The organism is Mycobacterium sp. SMC-4 (assembly GCF_025263265.1).
Classification (GTDB): domain Bacteria; phylum Actinomycetota; class Actinomycetes; order Mycobacteriales; family Mycobacteriaceae; genus Mycobacterium.
Genome location: NZ_CP079869.1, coordinates 3648409 through 3666279, shown reverse-complemented (window position 1 = coordinate 3666279; position 17871 = coordinate 3648409). Strand labels below are relative to the sequence as shown.

At 67.5% G+C, this 17871-nt stretch carries 9 protein-coding genes; 7 read left to right on the top strand and 2 right to left on the bottom strand.

From position 1 onward, the window contains the following. Positions 1–5 precede the first annotated feature (5 nt). The 5 genes from KXD98_RS17285 to KXD98_RS17265 all read left to right on the top strand — a co-directional run bounded on the left by KXD98_RS17285 (position 6) and on the right by KXD98_RS17265 (position 4970). Positions 6–1196, top strand: a complete 1191-nt coding sequence (locus KXD98_RS17285) for an amidohydrolase family protein (RefSeq protein ID WP_260759584.1) — start codon at positions 6–8, stop codon at positions 1194–1196. Positions 1197–1228: 32 nt separating this feature from the next. Then, positions 1229–2680, top strand: a complete 1452-nt coding sequence (locus tag KXD98_RS17280) for a FadD3 family acyl-CoA ligase (RefSeq protein ID WP_260759583.1) — start codon at positions 1229–1231, stop codon at positions 2678–2680. A gap of 141 nt (positions 2681–2821) precedes the next feature. Beyond that, positions 2822–3658 (top strand): hypothetical protein, encoded by an 837-nt coding sequence (locus tag KXD98_RS17275; protein ID WP_260759582.1) that lies wholly within the window; start codon positions 2822–2824, stop codon positions 3656–3658. Positions 3659–3738: 80 nt separating this feature from the next. Continuing rightward, the gene (locus tag KXD98_RS17270) at positions 3739–4293 is read left to right on the top strand and encodes a hypothetical protein (protein WP_260765263.1); all 555 of its coding nucleotides are present in this window, start codon (positions 3739–3741) and stop codon (positions 4291–4293) included. 11 nt (positions 4294–4304) lie between these two features. Further along, positions 4305–4970, top strand: a complete 666-nt coding sequence (locus KXD98_RS17265; protein WP_260759581.1) for a 2-C-methyl-D-erythritol 4-phosphate cytidylyltransferase — start codon at positions 4305–4307, stop codon at positions 4968–4970. On the opposite strand, the gene KXD98_RS17260 is transcribed toward KXD98_RS17265, so the two are convergent. Next, the gene (locus KXD98_RS17260; protein WP_260759580.1) at positions 4942–5649 is read right to left on the bottom strand and encodes a 2-C-methyl-D-erythritol 4-phosphate cytidylyltransferase; all 708 of its coding nucleotides are present in this window, start codon (positions 5647–5649) and stop codon (positions 4942–4944) included. The two genes, KXD98_RS17265 and KXD98_RS17260, sit on opposite strands and share 29 nt — an antisense overlap. 39 nt (positions 5650–5688) lie before the next feature. Beyond that, positions 5689–6945, bottom strand: a complete 1257-nt coding sequence (locus tag KXD98_RS17255) for a nitrate/nitrite transporter (RefSeq protein ID WP_260759579.1) — start codon at positions 6943–6945, stop codon at positions 5689–5691. A gap of 375 nt (positions 6946–7320) precedes the next feature. On the opposite strand from KXD98_RS17255, the gene KXD98_RS17250 reads away from it, so the two are divergent. Both KXD98_RS17250 and KXD98_RS17245 read left to right on the top strand, forming a co-directional pair. Continuing rightward, complete coding sequence (locus KXD98_RS17250) at positions 7321–8061, top strand: MerR family transcriptional regulator (protein ID WP_260759578.1); 741 nt, start codon at positions 7321–7323, stop codon at positions 8059–8061. Between the two features lie 589 nt (positions 8062–8650). Further along, the gene (locus KXD98_RS17245; RefSeq protein WP_260765262.1) at positions 8651–17869 is read left to right on the top strand and encodes a type I polyketide synthase; all 9219 of its coding nucleotides are present in this window, start codon (positions 8651–8653) and stop codon (positions 17867–17869) included. Positions 17870–17871 lie beyond the last annotated feature (2 nt).

Sequence of the window (17871 nt, the reverse complement as noted above, 5' to 3'; positions counted from 1 at the left end):
GTTCCATGGGGCAACTTTCTCACCGGGTCGACATACCCTTCCCGCTGTTCGACGCCGACAACCATCTCTACGAGCCGCCGGAGGCGATGACCAAGTACCTGCCCAAGGAGTACAAGGACGTCGTCCAGTACGTCGAGGTCAACGGACGCACCAAGATCGCCATCAAGGGCCAGATCAGCAACTACATCCCGAACCCCACGTTCTCCCACGTCGCGAAACCGGGTGCGTGGGAGGAGTATTTCAAGTTCGGCAACCCTGACGGCAAGAGCAAGCGTGAACTCTTCGGCGAGCCGATGCGCTCCATCCCGGCATTCTTCGAGCCCGGTCCCCGCCTCGAGCTGATGAACGAGCTCGGCGTCGACCGGTCGTTGATGTTCCCGACGCTGGCCAGCCTCATCGAGGAGCGTCTGCGCGACGACCCGGTCGCCATCCACGTCATCATCCACTCGTTGAACCAGTGGCTCGACGAGGTGTGGGGGTTCAACTACCAGAACCGCATTTTCGTCACCCCGGTCATCACGCTGCCGATCGTCGAGAAGGCCATCGAGGAGCTCGACTGGGCGGTCAAGCGCGGCGCCCGCGCGATCCTGGTCCGGCCGGCGCCGGTGCCCGGCTTCCGCGGTCCGCGGTCTTTCGCGCTGCCCGAGTTCGATCCGTTCTGGCAGAAGTGCGTCGAGTACGACGTGTTCGTCGGGATGCACTCGTCGGACAGCGGCTACTCGCGCTACACCTCGGAGTGGGACGGTGAGGCGCAGGAGATGCTGCCGTTCCAGACCAACGCGATGTCGATCCTCAACGAATGGCGCCCGATCCAGGACGCGGTGGCTTCGTGGGTGATCCATGGTGCACTGTTCCGGCATCCGAAGCTCAAGGTCGGCATCGTCGAGGCCGGCTCCAAGTGGATGTTCCCGCTGCTGGACTCGATGGCCGAGGTCTACAAGAAGGCGCCGGAAGCCTTCATGGGCAACCCGATCGAGGAGATCAAGAACCGCATCTTCGTCAGCCCGTTCTACGAAGAGGGCATCGACGATCTGATCAACCTGATCGGCGTGGACCAGGTGCTCTACGGTTCGGACTGGCCGCATCCTGAAGGGCTGGCCGAGCCCACGCACTATGTGACTGCGCTGGAACATCTTTCGGTGGAAGACCAGGCGAAGATCATGGGCGGCAATCTGAGCCGGCTCGTCACGGTGTGAGTTATCAACCACGATGGGCGACCATCCCCGAGATGGTCGCCAGCGCGGCGGACCGCTTCGGCGACGCGGAAGCAGTCGTCGACGGTCCGCTGCGCTTGTCCTTCGCCGAGGTGGTCCAGCGGATCCGCTGCGCTGCCGGGGCTTTCGCCGAGCTGGGTCTGAAGAAGGGTGACCGCGCCGCGGTCTGGGCGCCCAACAGCGCCGAGTGGATCGTCGCGGCATTCGGTCTGCTGACCGCTGGAGCCGTGTTGGTTCCGGTCAACACCCGATTCAAGTCCGGGGAGGCTGCCGATATCATTACCCGCAGCGGCGCCAAAGCTGTTCTCGTGCAACAAGGTTTTCTTGACGTCGACTATCAGGCGCCGACCGGTGTGCCGGTGATCGACATCAAATCCGATTTTCTGGGCAGCGGTCAGCCGTTCAGCGCGGACGTGGCGGCCGAGGACATCTCGGACATCATCTTCACCTCGGGGACCACCGGACGTCCCAAAGGTGTGATGATGCACCACGCGCAGAATCTGCGGTTGTACGAAGAGTGGTGCGACCTGGCTGATCTCCGCGCGGGTGACCGGTACCTGATGGTCAACCCGTACTTCCACACCTTCGGCTACAAGGCCGGTCTGATCGCATCGTTCATCCGGGGTGCGACGATGCTGCCGGTGGCGGTCTTCGATGTCGACCGCGTCGTCGACCTCATCGCCGCCGAGCGCGTCACCATGCTGCCCGGTCCGCCGACGCTGTACCACGCGTTGCTCGGCGTGGCTGACAAGTCCAAACTCGCAACCCTGCGCGCCGGGGTGACCGGAGCGGCCGACATTCCGGTCGAACTCGTGCGCCGGGTGCACGAGGAATTGCCGTTCCAGACGCTGGCCACCGGCTACGGCCTGACCGAGGCGGGCACCGCAACGTTGTCCAGGCCGGGTGACTCTTTCGAAGACATCGCCACGACGGCTGGCGTGGCCTGTGACGGGGTCGAGTTGCGCATCGCCGATGACGGCGAGGTGCTGATCCGTGGTTACACCGTGATGCAGGGCTACCTCGACGACCCGGCCGCCACCGCTGAGGCTGTCGACGCCGAGGGGTGGCTGCACACCGGTGACCTCGGGACGCTCGACGACGCCGGACGACTCCGGATCGTCGGGCGCAAGAAGGACATGTTCATCGTGGGTGGGTTCAACGCCTATCCCGCCGAGATCGAGGGTTTTCTGCTGGAGCACCCCGCGGTCGCCCAGGTCGCCGTCATCGGCGTGCCGGACGAGCGGATGGGTCAGGTCGGCAAAGCCTTCGTCGTGCTGACACCCGGCCACGCCGAACGCGGAGAATACGGAGCCCAAGAGCTGATCGCATGGTCGAGAAGCCGAATGGCGGGATTCAAGGTGCCGCGGTATGTAGAGTTCCTCGACGAGTTGCCGTTGAACGCCACCGGCAAGGTCATGAAGGACAAGCTGCAGGCCGTCCCCGCTGAGGGCCAGCCCGGCGCGTAAATACCATTTCCGCAGTCCAGGCCATGGGTCGGGGCTGCTGAAATGGAGAGTATCGTCGAAGCGATGCGCAGCAATGAAGAATGACGTTCTCGGATGGGATGTGTGTGCGCGCGACAGAACTGATGAAGGCAGGAGGTCGGTGTGCCGTCTTTCAGGCGACGTGAGTCGGTGATCGATACCGATCGCGTCGGTAGTCCGCCGGCCGCGGAGCGGGTCGTCGACGCCGAACGCGCCAGGGCACTGGCCGAGGAAGCCGAGGCCGAGGCGGCCGAGGCCGAGGCGCTCGCCGCTGCGGCGCGGGCGCGCGCGAAGGCGATCCGGCTGCGCCAGGAGGCTGAGGCTGCCGGCTCCGAAGAGGCTGAAGAGGCCGCGGTCACCAAGGACGCCGGGGACGCCGACGAGTCGGTTCCGGCCTCCGACCCCGACGCCTCCGACGCCGAGGCTGACGCACCTGGCCCGGCCCGCACGTCGTCGCGCAGATTCCGGCTGCCCCGCCCGAGCTGGCAGACAATCGCCGCATCGCTGGTGGTGCTGTGCACCGTCGCGCTGCTGGCCGCCAGCGGGTTCATGATGTGGAAGCATCGCGAAGCCGAGCAGCTGCGGCAGCAGAGCGCAGAGTACGCCGCCGCGGCCCGCCAAAGTGTGGTCACGCTGATGTCGCTGGACTTCAACAACGCCGAAGCCGACGTGCAGCGCATCATCGACAATTCGACCGGCCAGTTCAAGACCGACTTCGAGTCCCAGGCGCAGGACTTCATCCAGGTCGCGCAGGACTCCAAGGTCATCACCGAGGTCTCGGTGAACTCCACGGCGGTCAACGAGATGGACGCCGACACGGCCGAGGTGATGGTGGCCGCCTCGTCACGGGTGACGAACACCGCCGGCGCAAACGGCGAACCCCGAACCTGGCGCCTCGGCGTGAGTCTGCAGCGCGAAGACGGGCAGATCAAGATGTCGAAGGTCGAGTTCGTCCCGTGACCGACAAGACGAGCCCGCAGGGCGAACCAGAAGACACCGAGCTCTCCTCCGAGGTTCCCGAGACAGCCGACGCGGCGGGCATGGAGACGCCTGACGAGACGCCGGAGGCCGCCGCATCGCCGGTGCCGGCGCGGCGCACCCGGCCCTCTATCAGAGGACTCGTGACCGCGGCCGTGCTGACGGTGGCATTGCTGGCCTCAGCGGGGCTGGCCGGCTGGCTCTATGTCAACCAGTACCGGCCCGACCAGGACACGGATGCGGCGGCCCAGCAGGTGGTGCTCGACGCGGCCACCAGCGGCACGGTGGCCCTGCTGACGTACTCCCCGGAGTCGCTCGACGCCGACTTCGCCGCTGCGAAAGCGCGACTGACCGGTGACTTCCTGTCCTACTACACGCACTTCACCGAGCAAATCGTCACGCCGGCGGCCAGAGAGAAGCAGGTCAAGACCGAAGCTTCGGTGGTGCGCTCAGGGGTGTCGCAGATGGCCCCGGACAAGGCGGAGGTCCTGGTGTTCATCAACCAGACCACCACCAGCGAGGAAAATCCCGACGGAGCTTTCGCGGCGAGCAGCGTGAAAGTGGGCATGACCAAGATCGACGACGCCTGGCTCATCGAGTCGTTCGACCCCGTATAGCCTGACCAGCGGTGAACACGACCGCGATCGTGCCGGTGCCGGCCGCCTACGTCGGACGGCGGGAGACGCTGCTGGCACCCGTAGCCGGGGCCGCGGTGCTGTCGCGCATCGTCGAGACTTTGCGGCAATCGGTGCGCGTCGTGGTGGCGGTAGCTCCGTCGCTGACCGATTCGCTCATCGAAGCCATCGGCGTCCCGGACTTTTCGGATGTCCACGTCGTCACGGCCGAGGGGGTCGGTCAGCGTGCGCAGTGCCTGCAGGCGGGGCTGACCAACTGCGGCGACGGGCCGGTGCTGGTCCATGATCTGGGCTGGCCGGTCTTCACCGCCGCAACCCTGCAGCGCGTCGTCGCCGCGGTGGCCGCGGGCGCGCAGGTGGTTGTTCCGACCCGTGCGGTCACCGACAGCATCAAGCGGGTGGACGCCCAGGGATCCGTGCGGCAAACCCTGGACCGATCCCGACTGCGCACCGTGCAGTACCCGCGAGGCTTCGACCCGGCGACGCTGCGGACTCTGCTCGACGCTGCGCAGGAGCCTTTCGACGAGCTGAGCGCGGCGCTGCGTGCCGGGATTGCGGTCGTCCAAGTCGACGGTGACGACCGGGCGCAGCGGGTCGAGATTCCGCGCGACGCGGCTTACCTCACCGCGGTCATCGAGGCGCCATCGGTCGATCGGTGAGCAGCCGTTGCGCGACGGCGATATCGCCGGCGTAGGTCACCTTCAGATTGTCCGAACGGCCGGGAAACGTCCGGACGTCGAGGTCGGTGTAGTGCTCGACGCACGATGAGGTGTCAGTGCCCTCGAACCCATCTCGGGCGGCGCAACGGTACGCATGCAACAGATCACCGGCCCGGAACGCCTGCGGAGTCTGCACCCGGACCAGTGCGCCGTCTGCGGGTTCCAGCCCGCGGGCGCTGATATGGGCGACGTCGGTGAGGGGGAGTGCGGGGAGCGCCCCGCCGTGCCGGCGCGCGAGTGCGATCGCGCTTTCGAACATCGCGGGGTCGGCCAACGGCCGTGCGGCGTCGTGGATCGCCACGACATCGACATCTCCGCGGTCGATCTCGGCGGCCAGTGCGGACAGCACGTTGAACTCGGAGCCGTGCCGGGTCTGGCCACCTTCGACCAGGTCGATCGAGAGATCAGGCAGCTCGCCCTGAATCGTCTGCTCGGCCAGATCCCGTTCACCGCGGCGGAACACCAACACGGTGCGGTCCACCGAGGGCGTCCGCGAGATGGTCTCCAACGACCAGACCAGCATGGAGCGACCGGCCAGCGGAAGGTAGGCCTTGTTGCCGTCGGCGCCCACCCGGGTGCCCAGGCCGGCAGCCAGCACCACCGCGACCGCAATGCCCATGCTCGAACAGTAGCGGCCGGCGCGGTGGGGCCTCCCCGGTCACTGCCGGATGCCGGTGAGCAGCACGGTCTCGTCCTGGGCGCGCAGCAGCTTGCGCGTCTTGTGCCGGGTGATCAGGATTCCGGTGACCGCCAGCGCCCAGATGACGTACTGCACCGTCCACGCCCACCGAAACGAGTCGAAGGACAACCCTCCGGCGGCCTGCAGCACCATCCCCATCACCTGCATCACCACCAACGACGCCAGAAATCCGCCCATGTTGACCATTCCCTGCGCGGTTCCGAGGGTGGCGCTGGGATTGAACGTGCGCGCGAAGTCGAAACCGACCATGGACCCCGGCCCGCCCACCGATATCACCACGACCAGCACGACGAGCAACCACAGCGGGGCCGGGCCGGGAAGGGCCAGCACCACCGTCCACGCCACCGCGTTGCTCGCGATGATGGCAAGCACCAGCCTCGAGCGCCGGTGCGGATAGCGCCCGGTGAGAACGCCGATCACCAGTCCGGCGCCGATGGCGGCGGCCACCGAGACGGTCAGCAGGGTGCCTGCGATGCCGGGTGACAGCCCTTGGGCCACGGTCAGGTAGGGCACCCCCCACATCAGCGCGAACACCGTGACGGAGAACTGGGTGCCCATGTGGGTGAAGAAGCCCAGCCGCGTCCCCGGGCGCAGCCACACGGTCTTGAGGCTGGTCAGCGTCTGTCGCACGGACATGGCCTCGCGGGTCGTGGCGGTGGCTTCCGGAGCGTTGCGGACGATCAGCACAATCAGCACGATCGACAGCGCGCCGAACGCGGCCGCCGATGCATAGGCGGTGGTCCAGCCGGCCGCCGAGAGGAGCGCCAGGAACGGCACGGCCGACAGCACCTGCCCCAACTGCCCGCAGATTCCCGTCAGTTGGGTGACCAGCGGTATTCGGCGCGCAGGGAACCAGTACGGCACCAGACGCAGCACCGAGATGAAGGTGACGGCATCACCGAGGCCGACGACCGCTCGCGCGCCCAAGGCGACGGGCAGCGACTCGGTGAGTGCCAGTGTCAACTGTCCACCGGCCATCAGGGTGGCACCGCAGACGATGAGCGCTTTGGAGCCGAACCGGTCCAACAGCACGCCGGCGGGGACCTGCGCACCGGCATAGACGATGACCTGCAGCACGACGAACGTCGACAGCAGGCCGGGACCGGCGCCGAAGCGGTCGGCCGCGGCCAGGCCCGAAACGCCCAGAGTGGTGCGATCGAGGACGGCGATGATGTAGGCGAGCAGGCCCGTCGCCCAGACGACCCATGGACGCACGCCCACCCTCTCTCACGCTCGTCGGAAACGTGCCACACGGCGGTAGCTACCTCAGCAGAAATTCGGCAGTTACCGGTGACTGTTCGATTTTCACGCGTCGGAGCCTTGGAGTGCTAACTGCGTGACGGCGGTCTCAGTCCGACGAGCTAACTCATTTGGCGGTCGAAGTTGGCTGTGGTCGCGTGTCTACGCGCAGAAGAGTCGCGGTGTGTCGACCATCTGTGCAGGCTGGAGCCATGATGGGGGCTCCTTACCATTGAGTAAGAAATTGGCTTCCTCCTTCGCTCTTGTCGCGCCCGGGCGTTACAGTGATCACGTGGACCGTCGTGGCCAGCGGGGTCCGGTTCACGATGTGTGAAGGGCTGGGGGTGCGAGATGGCCGAATATCGGCTTGAGGATTTGGCTCGGGTGTCGGGGGTAAGCGCGCGCAACATCCGTGCGTATCGGGAGCGCGGTCTGCTGGACCCGCCCCGGCGCGTGGGCCGTTCGGCGCTCTACGACGACTACCACCTTTCGCAGCTCAACACGATCAGCCAGTTGCTGCGCCGCGGTTACAACTCCGCCCACATCGCCGAGTTCTTCGAGAGCATGCGCCATGGCGCCGACCTGGCCGACATCCTCGGATTGCAGCGGGCCGTGTTGGGTTCGCGCACCGACAGCCAGGACGGCAAAGCGCACCGCGACGTCGACCTCGACGTCGATTCCGAGGAGGCGCGCGCATTGGTCGCGCACGGACTGGCCAGGATCGACGGGCGCTCCGTGGTGATGACGCACCGAGTCGTCGGCGACATCCTGAGCAGGTCGCCTCAGCCGATGCTCTACATCCGGGCGCTGCTGCGGTTCCTGCGGTCTGTCGACGGACATCTCGACGGGTTGGCCGTCGCCTTCGTCGAGACGATGTCGGATCTTTACTACGACCGGGGTGGTGCCGAACTCCTACCGAAACCGTCGGACCCTGAGGAGCTCCGTCGGCTGCTCCAGGATTACCGCACCCTCGGTGCAGCGACCATCGCCACCCGGTTCGAAGAGGCCAGTCGGCGCCACATGGTCAACGACGCATCAGAGGCCATTGGCGAGATTCTGCTGACCGGCGCCGGGCAGCCCGAGCGCGCCTAGGGCCGCGCCGGCCTCGCGGCAGCTGCGATCCTTACTGCCGAGTAATATTTCGTAGCAAACTTCAGTCCGCCGTGCGAAGGGGCAACTGGGCCATCGAGCCGAGTATGTCGACTCCAGCGCGCGGGTTCTGTTGCGGTCTGCTAACGGCGGTTTTCAGATAACGATTTCATAACAAAACTGCCTTGAACTGCGATTCTTCCCTACTCGACCGTAACCACCTGCATGCAGCAGGTTTGAGGACGGGACTGCCGAGCGGTCTCATCGGCCGCGTTACGCAACTCTCGGTTACCGGAGCGTAGAACTCGCCAGTAACCATTTTGCGCGTAAAACTGGGGCCGTCTCTTATGACACTCTTACAACGGCTGAAAAGTCACCGCGGTCCGCCGCGCACGAGACCAGCCGGATTCGACGCCGAATCGCCATGCCCGCGCCCGACCATGGGCGCGCCCCATGACTGCCCGACGAAAGCGGTGCGCAGTGTGATCGCGCCGTGAACGAAGGACCGAGGAGAACCCACGACGTGACGATCAACGACCAGCAGCGTGCGACCAACGGCTCCGGGACCGAGCAGGGCCAGACCTTCGAACCGCTGGCAGGTTCGCACGCACTGGTCGACCAGCTGCATTCCGGCGAGCAATACGCGGTGGCCTTCGGTGGACAGGGCGGTGCATGGCTGGAGAACCTCGAGGAACTGGTCAACTCGGCCGGCATCGAGTCCGAGATCAGCCAGTTGGTCGCCGAAGCGGAGCTGCTGCTGGAGCCGCTGGCGCGCGAACTCGTGGTGGTTCGGCCGATCGGGTTCGAGCCGATGCAGTGGATTCGCGCGCTGGCCGCCGAAGAGCCCCTGCCCTCCCAGAAGGACCTCACCACCGCCGCCATCTCGGGTCCGGGCATTCTGCTGACCCAGATGGCCGCCATTCGCGCACTCAAGCGCCAGGGTCTCGACCTCGACGGGTACCCGCCGGTGGCCATCGCCGGGCACTCTCAGGGCGTCACTGCCGTCGAATCGCTCAAAGCCGGAGGAACCCGCGACGTCGAGCTGCTGGCCATCGGCCAGCTCATCGGTGCGGCCGGCTCGCTGGTGTCGCGCCGTCGCGGCATGGTGGGTCGCGGGGACAAGTCACCCATGGTCTCGGTCACCAATGTCGACCCGGACCGTGTCGCGGCGCTGCTCGACGAGTTCGCCCAGGATGTCCGCACCGTGCTGCCCCCTGCGCTGTCTATCCGCAACGGGCGGCGTTCAGTCGTCATCACCGGCACCCCCGAGCAGCTGGCCCGCTTTGAGCTGTACTGCGAGAAGATCACCGAGCGCGAAGAGGCCGAGCGCAAGAACAAGACCCGCGGCGGCGCGGTCTTCCGCCCGGTGTTCAACCAAGTCCAGGTCGAGGTCGGCTTCCATACCCCGCGTCTGGCCGGCGGCGTGGATCTCGTCGACGAATGGGCCGCCCGGACCGGTCTGGATGCCGCACTGACTCGTCGGTTGGCCGAGTACATCTTCGTCAAGCCGGTCGACTGGGTCTCGGAGGTCGAGGAGCTCGCCGCGGCGGGCGCCAAGTGGATCATCGACCTCGGCCCCAGTGACACCGTGACGCGTCTGACCGCACCGGTGATCCGTGGTCTGGGCATCGGCATCGTCCCGGCAGCGACGCGAGCCGGGCAGCGCAGCCTGTTCACCGTCGGCGCGGCGCCCTCGGTCGCCCCGGCCTGGTCCAGCTACGCACCCACCCCGGTGGCGCTGCCGGATGGCCGGGTCAAGGTCGCGACCAAATTCACCCGGCTGACCGGACGCTCGCCCATCCTGCTCGCGGGCATGACGCCGACGACAGTGGACGCCAAGATCGTCGCTGCCGCCGCCAACGCCGGGCACTGGGCTGAACTGGCCGGTGGCGGACAGGTCACCGAAGAGATCTTCGACGCTCGGGTCGCCGAGCTCACCGCACTCCTCGAACCGGGGCGGGCGATTCAGTTCAACTCGCTGTTCCTCGACCCCTACCTGTGGAAGCTGCAGGTCGGCGGCAAGCGCCTGGTGCAAAAGGCCCGCCAGTCCGGCGCCCCGATCGACGGTGTGGTCGTCACCGCCGGGATTCCGGATCTCGAAGAGGCCGTCGACCTGATCGAAGAGTTGAACTCGGTCGGCATCAGCAACGTGGTGTTCAAGCCGGGCACGGTCGACCAGATCAAGTCGGTCATCAAGATCGCGCTGGAGGTCCCCGACCGCGACGTCATCGTCCACGTCGAAGGGGGCCGCGCCGGTGGCCATCACTCCTGGGAAGATCTCGACGATCTGTTGCTCAGCACCTACGGTGATCTCCGCAAACACGCCAACGTCACCATCTGCGTCGGCGGCGGAATCGGCACTCCCGAACAGGCCGCCGATTACCTGTCCGGTGACTGGGCCAAGGCCTACGGCTTCCCGGCCATGCCGGTCGACGGCATCCTGGTCGGCACCGCGGCGATGGCCACCAAGGAGGCCACTACCTCCCCGGCGGTCAAAAAGATGCTGGTGGAGACCACCGGCACCGACGACTGGGTCGGGGCCGGCAAGGCTGTCAGCGGAATGGCCAGCGGCCGCAGCCAGCTCGGCGCCGACATCCACGAGATTGACAATGCGGCGTCGAGGTGTGGTCGTCTGCTCGACGAGGTGGCCGGCGACGCCGACGCCGTGGCCGAGCGGCGCGACGAGATCATCGCCGCGATGGCCTCGACTGCAAAGCCCTACTTTGGCGATGTCGCGGAGATGACCTACCTGCAGTGGCTGCAGCGCTACGTCGAGCTGGCCATCGGCGACGGCGACAGCACCGCCGACACCGCGGCGCCCGGCAGCCCCTGGTTGGCCGACACCTGGCGCGACCGCTTCGAAGAGATGCTCAAGCGCGCCGAAGCGCGTCTGCACGCCAAGGACTACGGCCCGATCGAGTCGCTGTTCAGCGCGGGTCCGGCGGAACGCAGCGACCACGCCGCGCTGCTGGACAACCCGGACACGGCGATCGCCGCGCTGCTGGCCCGCTATCCCGATGCCGAGACGGTGCGCCTGCATCCGGCCGACGTGCCGTTCTTCGTCACCCTGTGCAAGAAGCCGGGTAAGCCGGTGAACTTCGTTCCGGTCATTGACAAGGACGTCCGCCGGTGGTGGCGCAGTGACTCGCTCTGGCAGGCCCACGATGCCCGCTACACCGCTGATCAGGTGTGCATCATCCCCGGAACCCAGGCAGTCGCCGGTATCACCCGAGTCGACGAGCCGGTGGGCGACCTGCTCGACCGTTTCGAGCAGAAGATGGTCGACCGGGTGCTGGCTTCCGGCGCCGAACCGGTGGCCGTGGTGTCGCGTCGTCAGGCGCGCGCGGACATCAGTGGTCCGCTGGCCGTCGTGCTCGACTCGCCCGACGTGCTGTGGGCCGGCCGCACCGCGATCAACCCGGTGCACCGGATCGGCGCTCCGAACGAGTGGCAGGTCAACGATGTGCCCGGCAAGCCCAGTGCGACGCATCCGAACACCGGCGCACGCCTGGAGCTGGCCGGCGATCAGACCGTGACTCTGAGTGTGCCGCTGTCCGACATCTGGATCGACATCCGGTTCACGCTGCCCGCCTGCACCGTCGACGGTGGCATGCCGATCGTCACGGTCGAAGATGCTTCGCAGGCCATGCGGGCGGTCCTGGCCATCGCCGCGGGAGTTGATGGCCCCGACGCGTTGCCCGCCGCGGTGGGCAACACCTCGACGGCAACCGTCAGTTGGGATCCCGAGCGGGTCGCCGACCACACCGGGGTGACCGCGACCTTCGGGGCGCCGTTGGCGCCGGGTCTGACGCTGGTGCCCGATGCTCTGGTCGGTCTGTGCTGGCCCGCGGTGTTCGCGGCGATCGGATCGGCCGCGACCGACGACGGCTTCCCTGTGGTGGAAGGCCTGCTGAGCCTGGTGCATCTCGACCACGCCGCCCACCTGTTGGGTGCGATGCCCACCGATGCAGCTGAACTGACCGTCACCGCAACGGCCCTGGCAGCCACCGACACCGAGGTGGGACGTGTGGTCCCGGTAGAGGTCACCATCGCCGATTCCGCGGGCAGCGTGCTGGCAATACTGGCTGAGCGGTTCGCCATCCGCGGTCGCACCGGTGCCGGCGAGCTCACCGACCCGCCGCGGGCCGGCGGGGCGATCACCGACAACGCGACCGACACTCCGCGCCGTCGGCGCCGTGACGTCGTCGTCAACGCGCCGGTGGACATGAGCGCGTTCGCGGTGGTCTCCGGTGACCACAACCCCATCCACACCGATCGTGCCGCTGCGCTGCTGGCGGGCCTGAAAACCCCGATCGTGCACGGGATGTGGCTCTCGGCCGCGGCACAGCACGCGGTCACCGCGACCGACGGCCGCGCCACCCCGCCGGCCCGGTTGGTCGGCTGGACCTCGCGATTCCTCGGGATGGTGCTGCCCGGCGACGAGATCGAGTTCCGGGTCGACCGGGTCGGGATCGACCGCGGTGCCGAGATTGTCGAGGTCGCCGCACGGGTCGGCTCCGAGCTGGTGATGTCGGCCACCGCACAGCTGGCCGCACCGAAGACGGTCTATGCGTTCCCCGGGCAGGGCATTCAATCCAAGGGCATGGGCATGGAGGTGCGCGCCAGGTCCAAGGCCGCACGTCAGATCTGGGATAAGGCCGACAAGTTCACCCGCGAGACGCTCGGCTTCTCCGTGCTGCACGTGGTGCGTGACAACCCCACGTCGTTGATCGCCTCCGGGGTGCACTACCACCACCCCGAGGGCGTTCTGTACCTCACGCAATTCACCCAGGTTGCCATGGCCACCACCGCTGCGGCACAGGTCGCCGAGATGCGGGAGAACGGTGCGTTCGTCGAAGGAGCCATCGCCTGCGGTCACTCGGTCGGCGAGTACACCGCCCTGGCCTGCGTGTCCGGTGTGTACAAACTCGAGGGCCTGCTCGAGGCCGTGTTCCACCGCGGCAGCAAGATGCACGACATCGTGCCACGCGACGCGATGGGGCGGTCCAACTACCGCATGGCGGCCATCCGGCCGTCGCAGATCGATCTCGACGACGACGACGTCAACGACTTCATCGCCGAGATCTCCGAGCGCACCGGTGAGTTCCTGGAAATCGTCAACTACAACCTGCGTGGCGCGCAGTACGCGATCGCCGGCACCGTGCGCGGACTCGAAGAGCTCGAGGCCGAGGTCGAGCGCCGTCGCGAGCTGACCGGCGGAAAGCGGTCGTTCATCCTGGTGCCCGGCATCGACGTCCCGTTCCACTCCAGTGTGTTGCGGGTCGGCGTCGACGACTTCCGTCGGGCGCTGGACCGAGTGATGCCGCATGGAACCGCCCCTGAGATGGTGATCGGGCGCTACATCCCGAACCTGGTGCCCCGGCCATTCACCCTCGACCGCGACTTCATCCAGGAGATCCGCGATCTGGTGCCGGCGACCGAACTCGACGAGGTGCTGGAGCACTACGACCAATGGCGCACCGAGCGGCCCTCGGAGCTGTGCCGCAAGGTCATCATCGAGCTGCTGGCCTGGCAGTTCGCCAGCCCGGTGCGCTGGATCGAGACCCAGGATCTGCTGTTCATCGAGGAGGCCGCGGGCGGTCTCGGGGTCGAACGGTTCGTCGAGATCGGCGTGAAGTCTGCTCCGACCGTGGCAGGCCTGGCGCAGAACACGCTGAAGCTGCCCGAGTACTCGCACAACACCACTGAGGTGCTCAACGCCGAGCGCGACGCCGCGGTGCTGTTCGCCACCGACACCGATCCGGAGCCCGAACTCGAAGAGGACAGCGCAACGGTCGCGGAAACCGCTCCGGCAGAAACGGTTCCGGCCGAGGTGCCGGCGGCGCCAACGGCACCCGCCGGACCCTCGCCCAATGTCACGCCTGCCGGCGCTCCGCGGCCAGAGGACATCGGGTTCGACGCCGCGGACGCGACGATGGCCCTGATCGCGCTGTCGGCCAAGATCCGCATCGACCAGATCGAGCCTTTGGACTCCATCGAGTCCATCACCGACGGCGCGTCCTCGCGGCGTAACCAGATGCTGGTCGACCTCGGTTCGGAACTCAACCTCGGTGCCATCGACGGCGCCGCCGAAGCCGACCTGGCCGGGCTCAAGGGCCAGGTCACCAAGTTGGCCCGCACCTACAAGCCGTTCGGCCCGGTGTTGTCGGACGCGATCAACGACCAGCTGCGGACGGTCCTCGGGCCGTCGGGCAAGCGCCCGGCCTATATCGCCGAGCGGGTCAAGAAGACCTGGGAGCTCGGAGACGGCTGGGCCAAGCACGCCACCGTCGAGGTGGCGCTGGGCACCCGCGAGGGATCCAGCGTGCGTGGCGGGGCCCTCGGCGGCCTGCACGACGGGGCGCTCGGTGACGCGACCAGTGTCGATAAGGTGATCGACGCGGCGGTGGCCGCCGTCGCGGCCCGTCGCGGTGTGTCGGTGTCGCTGCCCTCGGCCGGCGGAGGCGGTGGCGGAGCCGTCGACTCCGCCGCGCTGGGCGAGTTCGCCGCGCAGGTCACCGGACCCGACGGGGTGCTGGCCGCAGCGGCCCGCACGATCCTCGATCAGCTGGGGCTGGACACCGCCACCGGCACTCCCGAACAAGGCCCCGATGCCGAGCTGATCGATCTGGTCACCGCGGAACTGGGTTCGGACTGGCCGCGCCTGGTCGCCCCTGTCTTCGATGGCCGTAAGGCGGTGCTGTTCGACGATCGGTGGGCAAGCGCCCGGGAGGATCTGGTCCGGCTCTGGCTGATGGACGAAGACGACGTCGACGCCGACTGGGCCCGGCTGGCCGAACGGTTCGAGGGCACCGGCCACGTGGTCAGCACCCAGGCCACCTTCTGGCAGGGTAAGGCGTTGGCCGCCGGCCGTACCGTGCACGCATCGCTGTATGCGCGTGCCGCAGCCGGAGCCGAGAACCCTGGCAAGGGCCGCTACAGCGACGAGGTCGCAGTGGTCACCGGTGCATCGAAGGGTTCGATCGCGGCGTCGGTGGTGGCACAGCTGCTCGACGGTGGTGCCACGGTCATCGCCACCACCTCGCGGCTCGACGACGCGCGCCTGGCGTTCTACCGCGGTCTGTATCGCGACCACGCCCGCTACGGCGCCCAGCTGTGGGTGCTCCCGGCCAACATGGCGTCCTACAACGACATCGATGCGCTCGTGGAGTGGGTCGGTACCGAGCAGGCCGAGAGTCTGGGGCCGAAGTCCATCCACATCAAGGACGCACTGTCGCCGACGCTGCTGTTCCCGTTCGCCGCACCGCGGGTCGGCGGGGACCTGTCCGAAGCCGGTGCGCGCTCCGAGATGGAGATGAAGGTTCTGCTGTGGGCCGTGCAGCGGCTCATCGGCGGGCTCTCGCACATCGGCGCCGACCGTGACATCGCGGCGCGTCTGCACGTGGTGCTGCCCGGCTCGCCCAATCGTGGAATGTTCGGCGGCGACGGCGCCTACGGCGAGTCCAAAGCCGCGTTGGATGCCGTGGTTTCGCGCTGGAAGGCAGAGACCTCTTGGGCGCAGCGCGTCAGCCTGGCGCACGCGTTGATCGGCTGGACCCGGGGGACCGGTCTGATGGGTCACAACGACGTCATCGTCGACGCAGTCGAGGAAGCCGGGGTCACCACCTATTCCACCGAGCAGATGGCCAAGATGCTGCTCGACTTGTGCGACGTGGAGACCAAGGTCGCCGCTGCGGGCGAGCCGGTAGAGGCCGACCTCACCGGCGGGTTGGCCGAGGTGGAGCTCGACCTGTCGGCGCTGGCCACCCGGGCCCGTGAGGCGGCCGTCGCCGATCCAGACGAGGACATCGTCGACGAACCGGTGGCGACAACCATCGCCGCGCTGCCCTCGCCGCCGCGCCCGCCGCAACCCGCGCCGGCGCCGGAGTGGGCCGACATCGACGTCGATCCCGCCGATCTGGTGGTCATCGTCGGTGGCGCCGAGCTGGGCCCCTACGGTTCGTCGCGGACACGATTCGAGATGGAGGTCGACAATGAGTTGTCGGCCGCGGGCGTGCTCGAACTGGCCTGGACGACCGGCCTGATCAAGTGGGAGGACGATCCCCAACCCGGTTGGTATGACACCGAATCCGGCGACCTGGTCGAGGAGTCCGAGCTCGTCGAGCGCTACCACGACGCGGTGGTCGAGCGCTGCGGGATCCGCGAGTTCGTCGACGACGGCGCGATCGATCCGGATCATGCCTCGCCGCTGCTGGTCAGTGTGTTCTTGGACAAGGACTTCCGATTCGTGGTCTCCAGTGAGGCCGACGCGCGGGCGTTCGTGCAGTTCGATCCCGAGCACACGGTGGCCCGGCCGGTCCCGGACTCCGGTGACTGGGAGGTGATCCGCAAGGCGGGCACCGAGATTCGCGTGCCGCGTAAGACCAAGCTGTCGCGCACGGTGGGGGCGCAGATTCCGACCGGGTTCGACCCGACGGTCTGGGGCATCACCCCGGACATGGCCAACTCGATCGACCGGGTTGCGCTGTGGAACATCGTTGCCACCGTCGATGCGTTCCTGTCGTCGGGCTTCACTCCCTCAGAGTTGATGCGCTGGGTGCATCCGAGCCTGGTGGCCTCGACCCAGGGCACCGGCATGGGCGGCATGACCTCGATGCAGACCATGTATCACGGCAACCTGCTGGGACGCAGCAAGCCCAACGACATCCTGCAGGAAGTACTGCCGAACGTCGTTGCCGCACATGTCATGCAGTCCTATGTCGGCGGCTACGGCGCCATGGTCCATCCGGTGGGGGCGTGCGCCACCGCAGCTGTCTCGGTCGAGGAGGGGGTGGACAAGATCCGCCTCGGCAAGGCCGAGTTGGTGGTGGCCGGCGGCTACGACGACCTCACGCTGGAGGCTGTCATCGGCTTCGGTGACATGGCGGCCACCGCTGACACCGAGATGATGCGGGCCAAGGGCATCAGCGATTCGAAGTTCTCGCGCGCCAACGATCGGCGCCGGCTCGGATTCCTCGAAGCCGAGGGCGGCGGCACGGTGCTGCTGGCTCGCGGGGACCTGGCGCTGAAGATGGGTCTGCCGGTGCTCGCTGTGGTCGGTTACGCGCAGTCGTTCGCCGACGGGGTACACACCTCGATCCCGGCCCCCGGGCTGGGTGCACTGGGGGCGGGCCGCGGCGGGCGGGACTCGGTGCTGGCGCGCTCGCTGGCCAAACTCGGCGTGGGTGCCGATGACATCGCGGTGATCTCCAAGCACGACACCTCGACGCTGGCCAACGACCCCAACGAGACCGAGCTGCACGAGCGGCTCGCCGACTCGCTGGGACGCTCGGAGGGCGCACCGCTGTTCATCATCAGCCAGAAGAGCCTTACCGGGCACGCCAAGGGTGGCGCGGCGGTCTTCCAGATGATGGGGCTCTGTCAGGTTCTGCGTGACGGCGTCATCCCGCCCAACCGCAGCCTGGATTGTGTCGATGACGAGCTGGCGACGTCCACACACTTCGTGTGGCCGCGGGAGACCCTGCGGCTGGGGGAGAAGTACCCGCTCAAGGCGGGTCTGCTGACCAGCCTCGGGTTCGGTCACGTGTCCGGACTGATTGCGCTGGTGCACCCGCAGGCGTTCTTGGCGACGTTGACGCCCGAGCAGCGCGAGGCCTACCAGGCGCAGGCACAGGAGCGCACGCTGGCCGGCCAGCGTCGGTTGGCCTCGGCCATCGCGGGTGGACCGTCGCTGTATGAGCGGCCGGCGGACCGGCGCTTCGACTCCGACCGGCCCGAGAAGGTTCAGGAGGCGGCAATGCTCTTGGATCCGGGTTCGCGACTCGGTGACGATGGCGTGTATCAGCGGTGACC

Excerpts from the sequence above, each read along its gene's own strand:
- KXD98_RS17285 (WP_260759584.1), top strand. The coding sequence starts at position 6 with ATGGGGCAACTTTCTCACCGGGTCGACATACCCTTCCCGCTGTTCGAC.
- KXD98_RS17260 (WP_260759580.1), bottom strand. The coding sequence starts at position 5,649 with ATGGGCATTGCGGTCGCGGTGGTGCTGGCTGCCGGCCTGGGCACCCGG.
- KXD98_RS17250 (WP_260759578.1), top strand. The coding sequence starts at position 7,321 with ATGGCCGAATATCGGCTTGAGGATTTGGCTCGGGTGTCGGGGGTAAGC.
- KXD98_RS17280 (WP_260759583.1), top strand. The coding sequence starts at position 1,229 with ATGGTCGCCAGCGCGGCGGACCGCTTCGGCGACGCGGAAGCAGTCGTC.
- KXD98_RS17270 (WP_260765263.1), top strand. The coding sequence starts at position 3,739 with ATGGAGACGCCTGACGAGACGCCGGAGGCCGCCGCATCGCCGGTGCCG.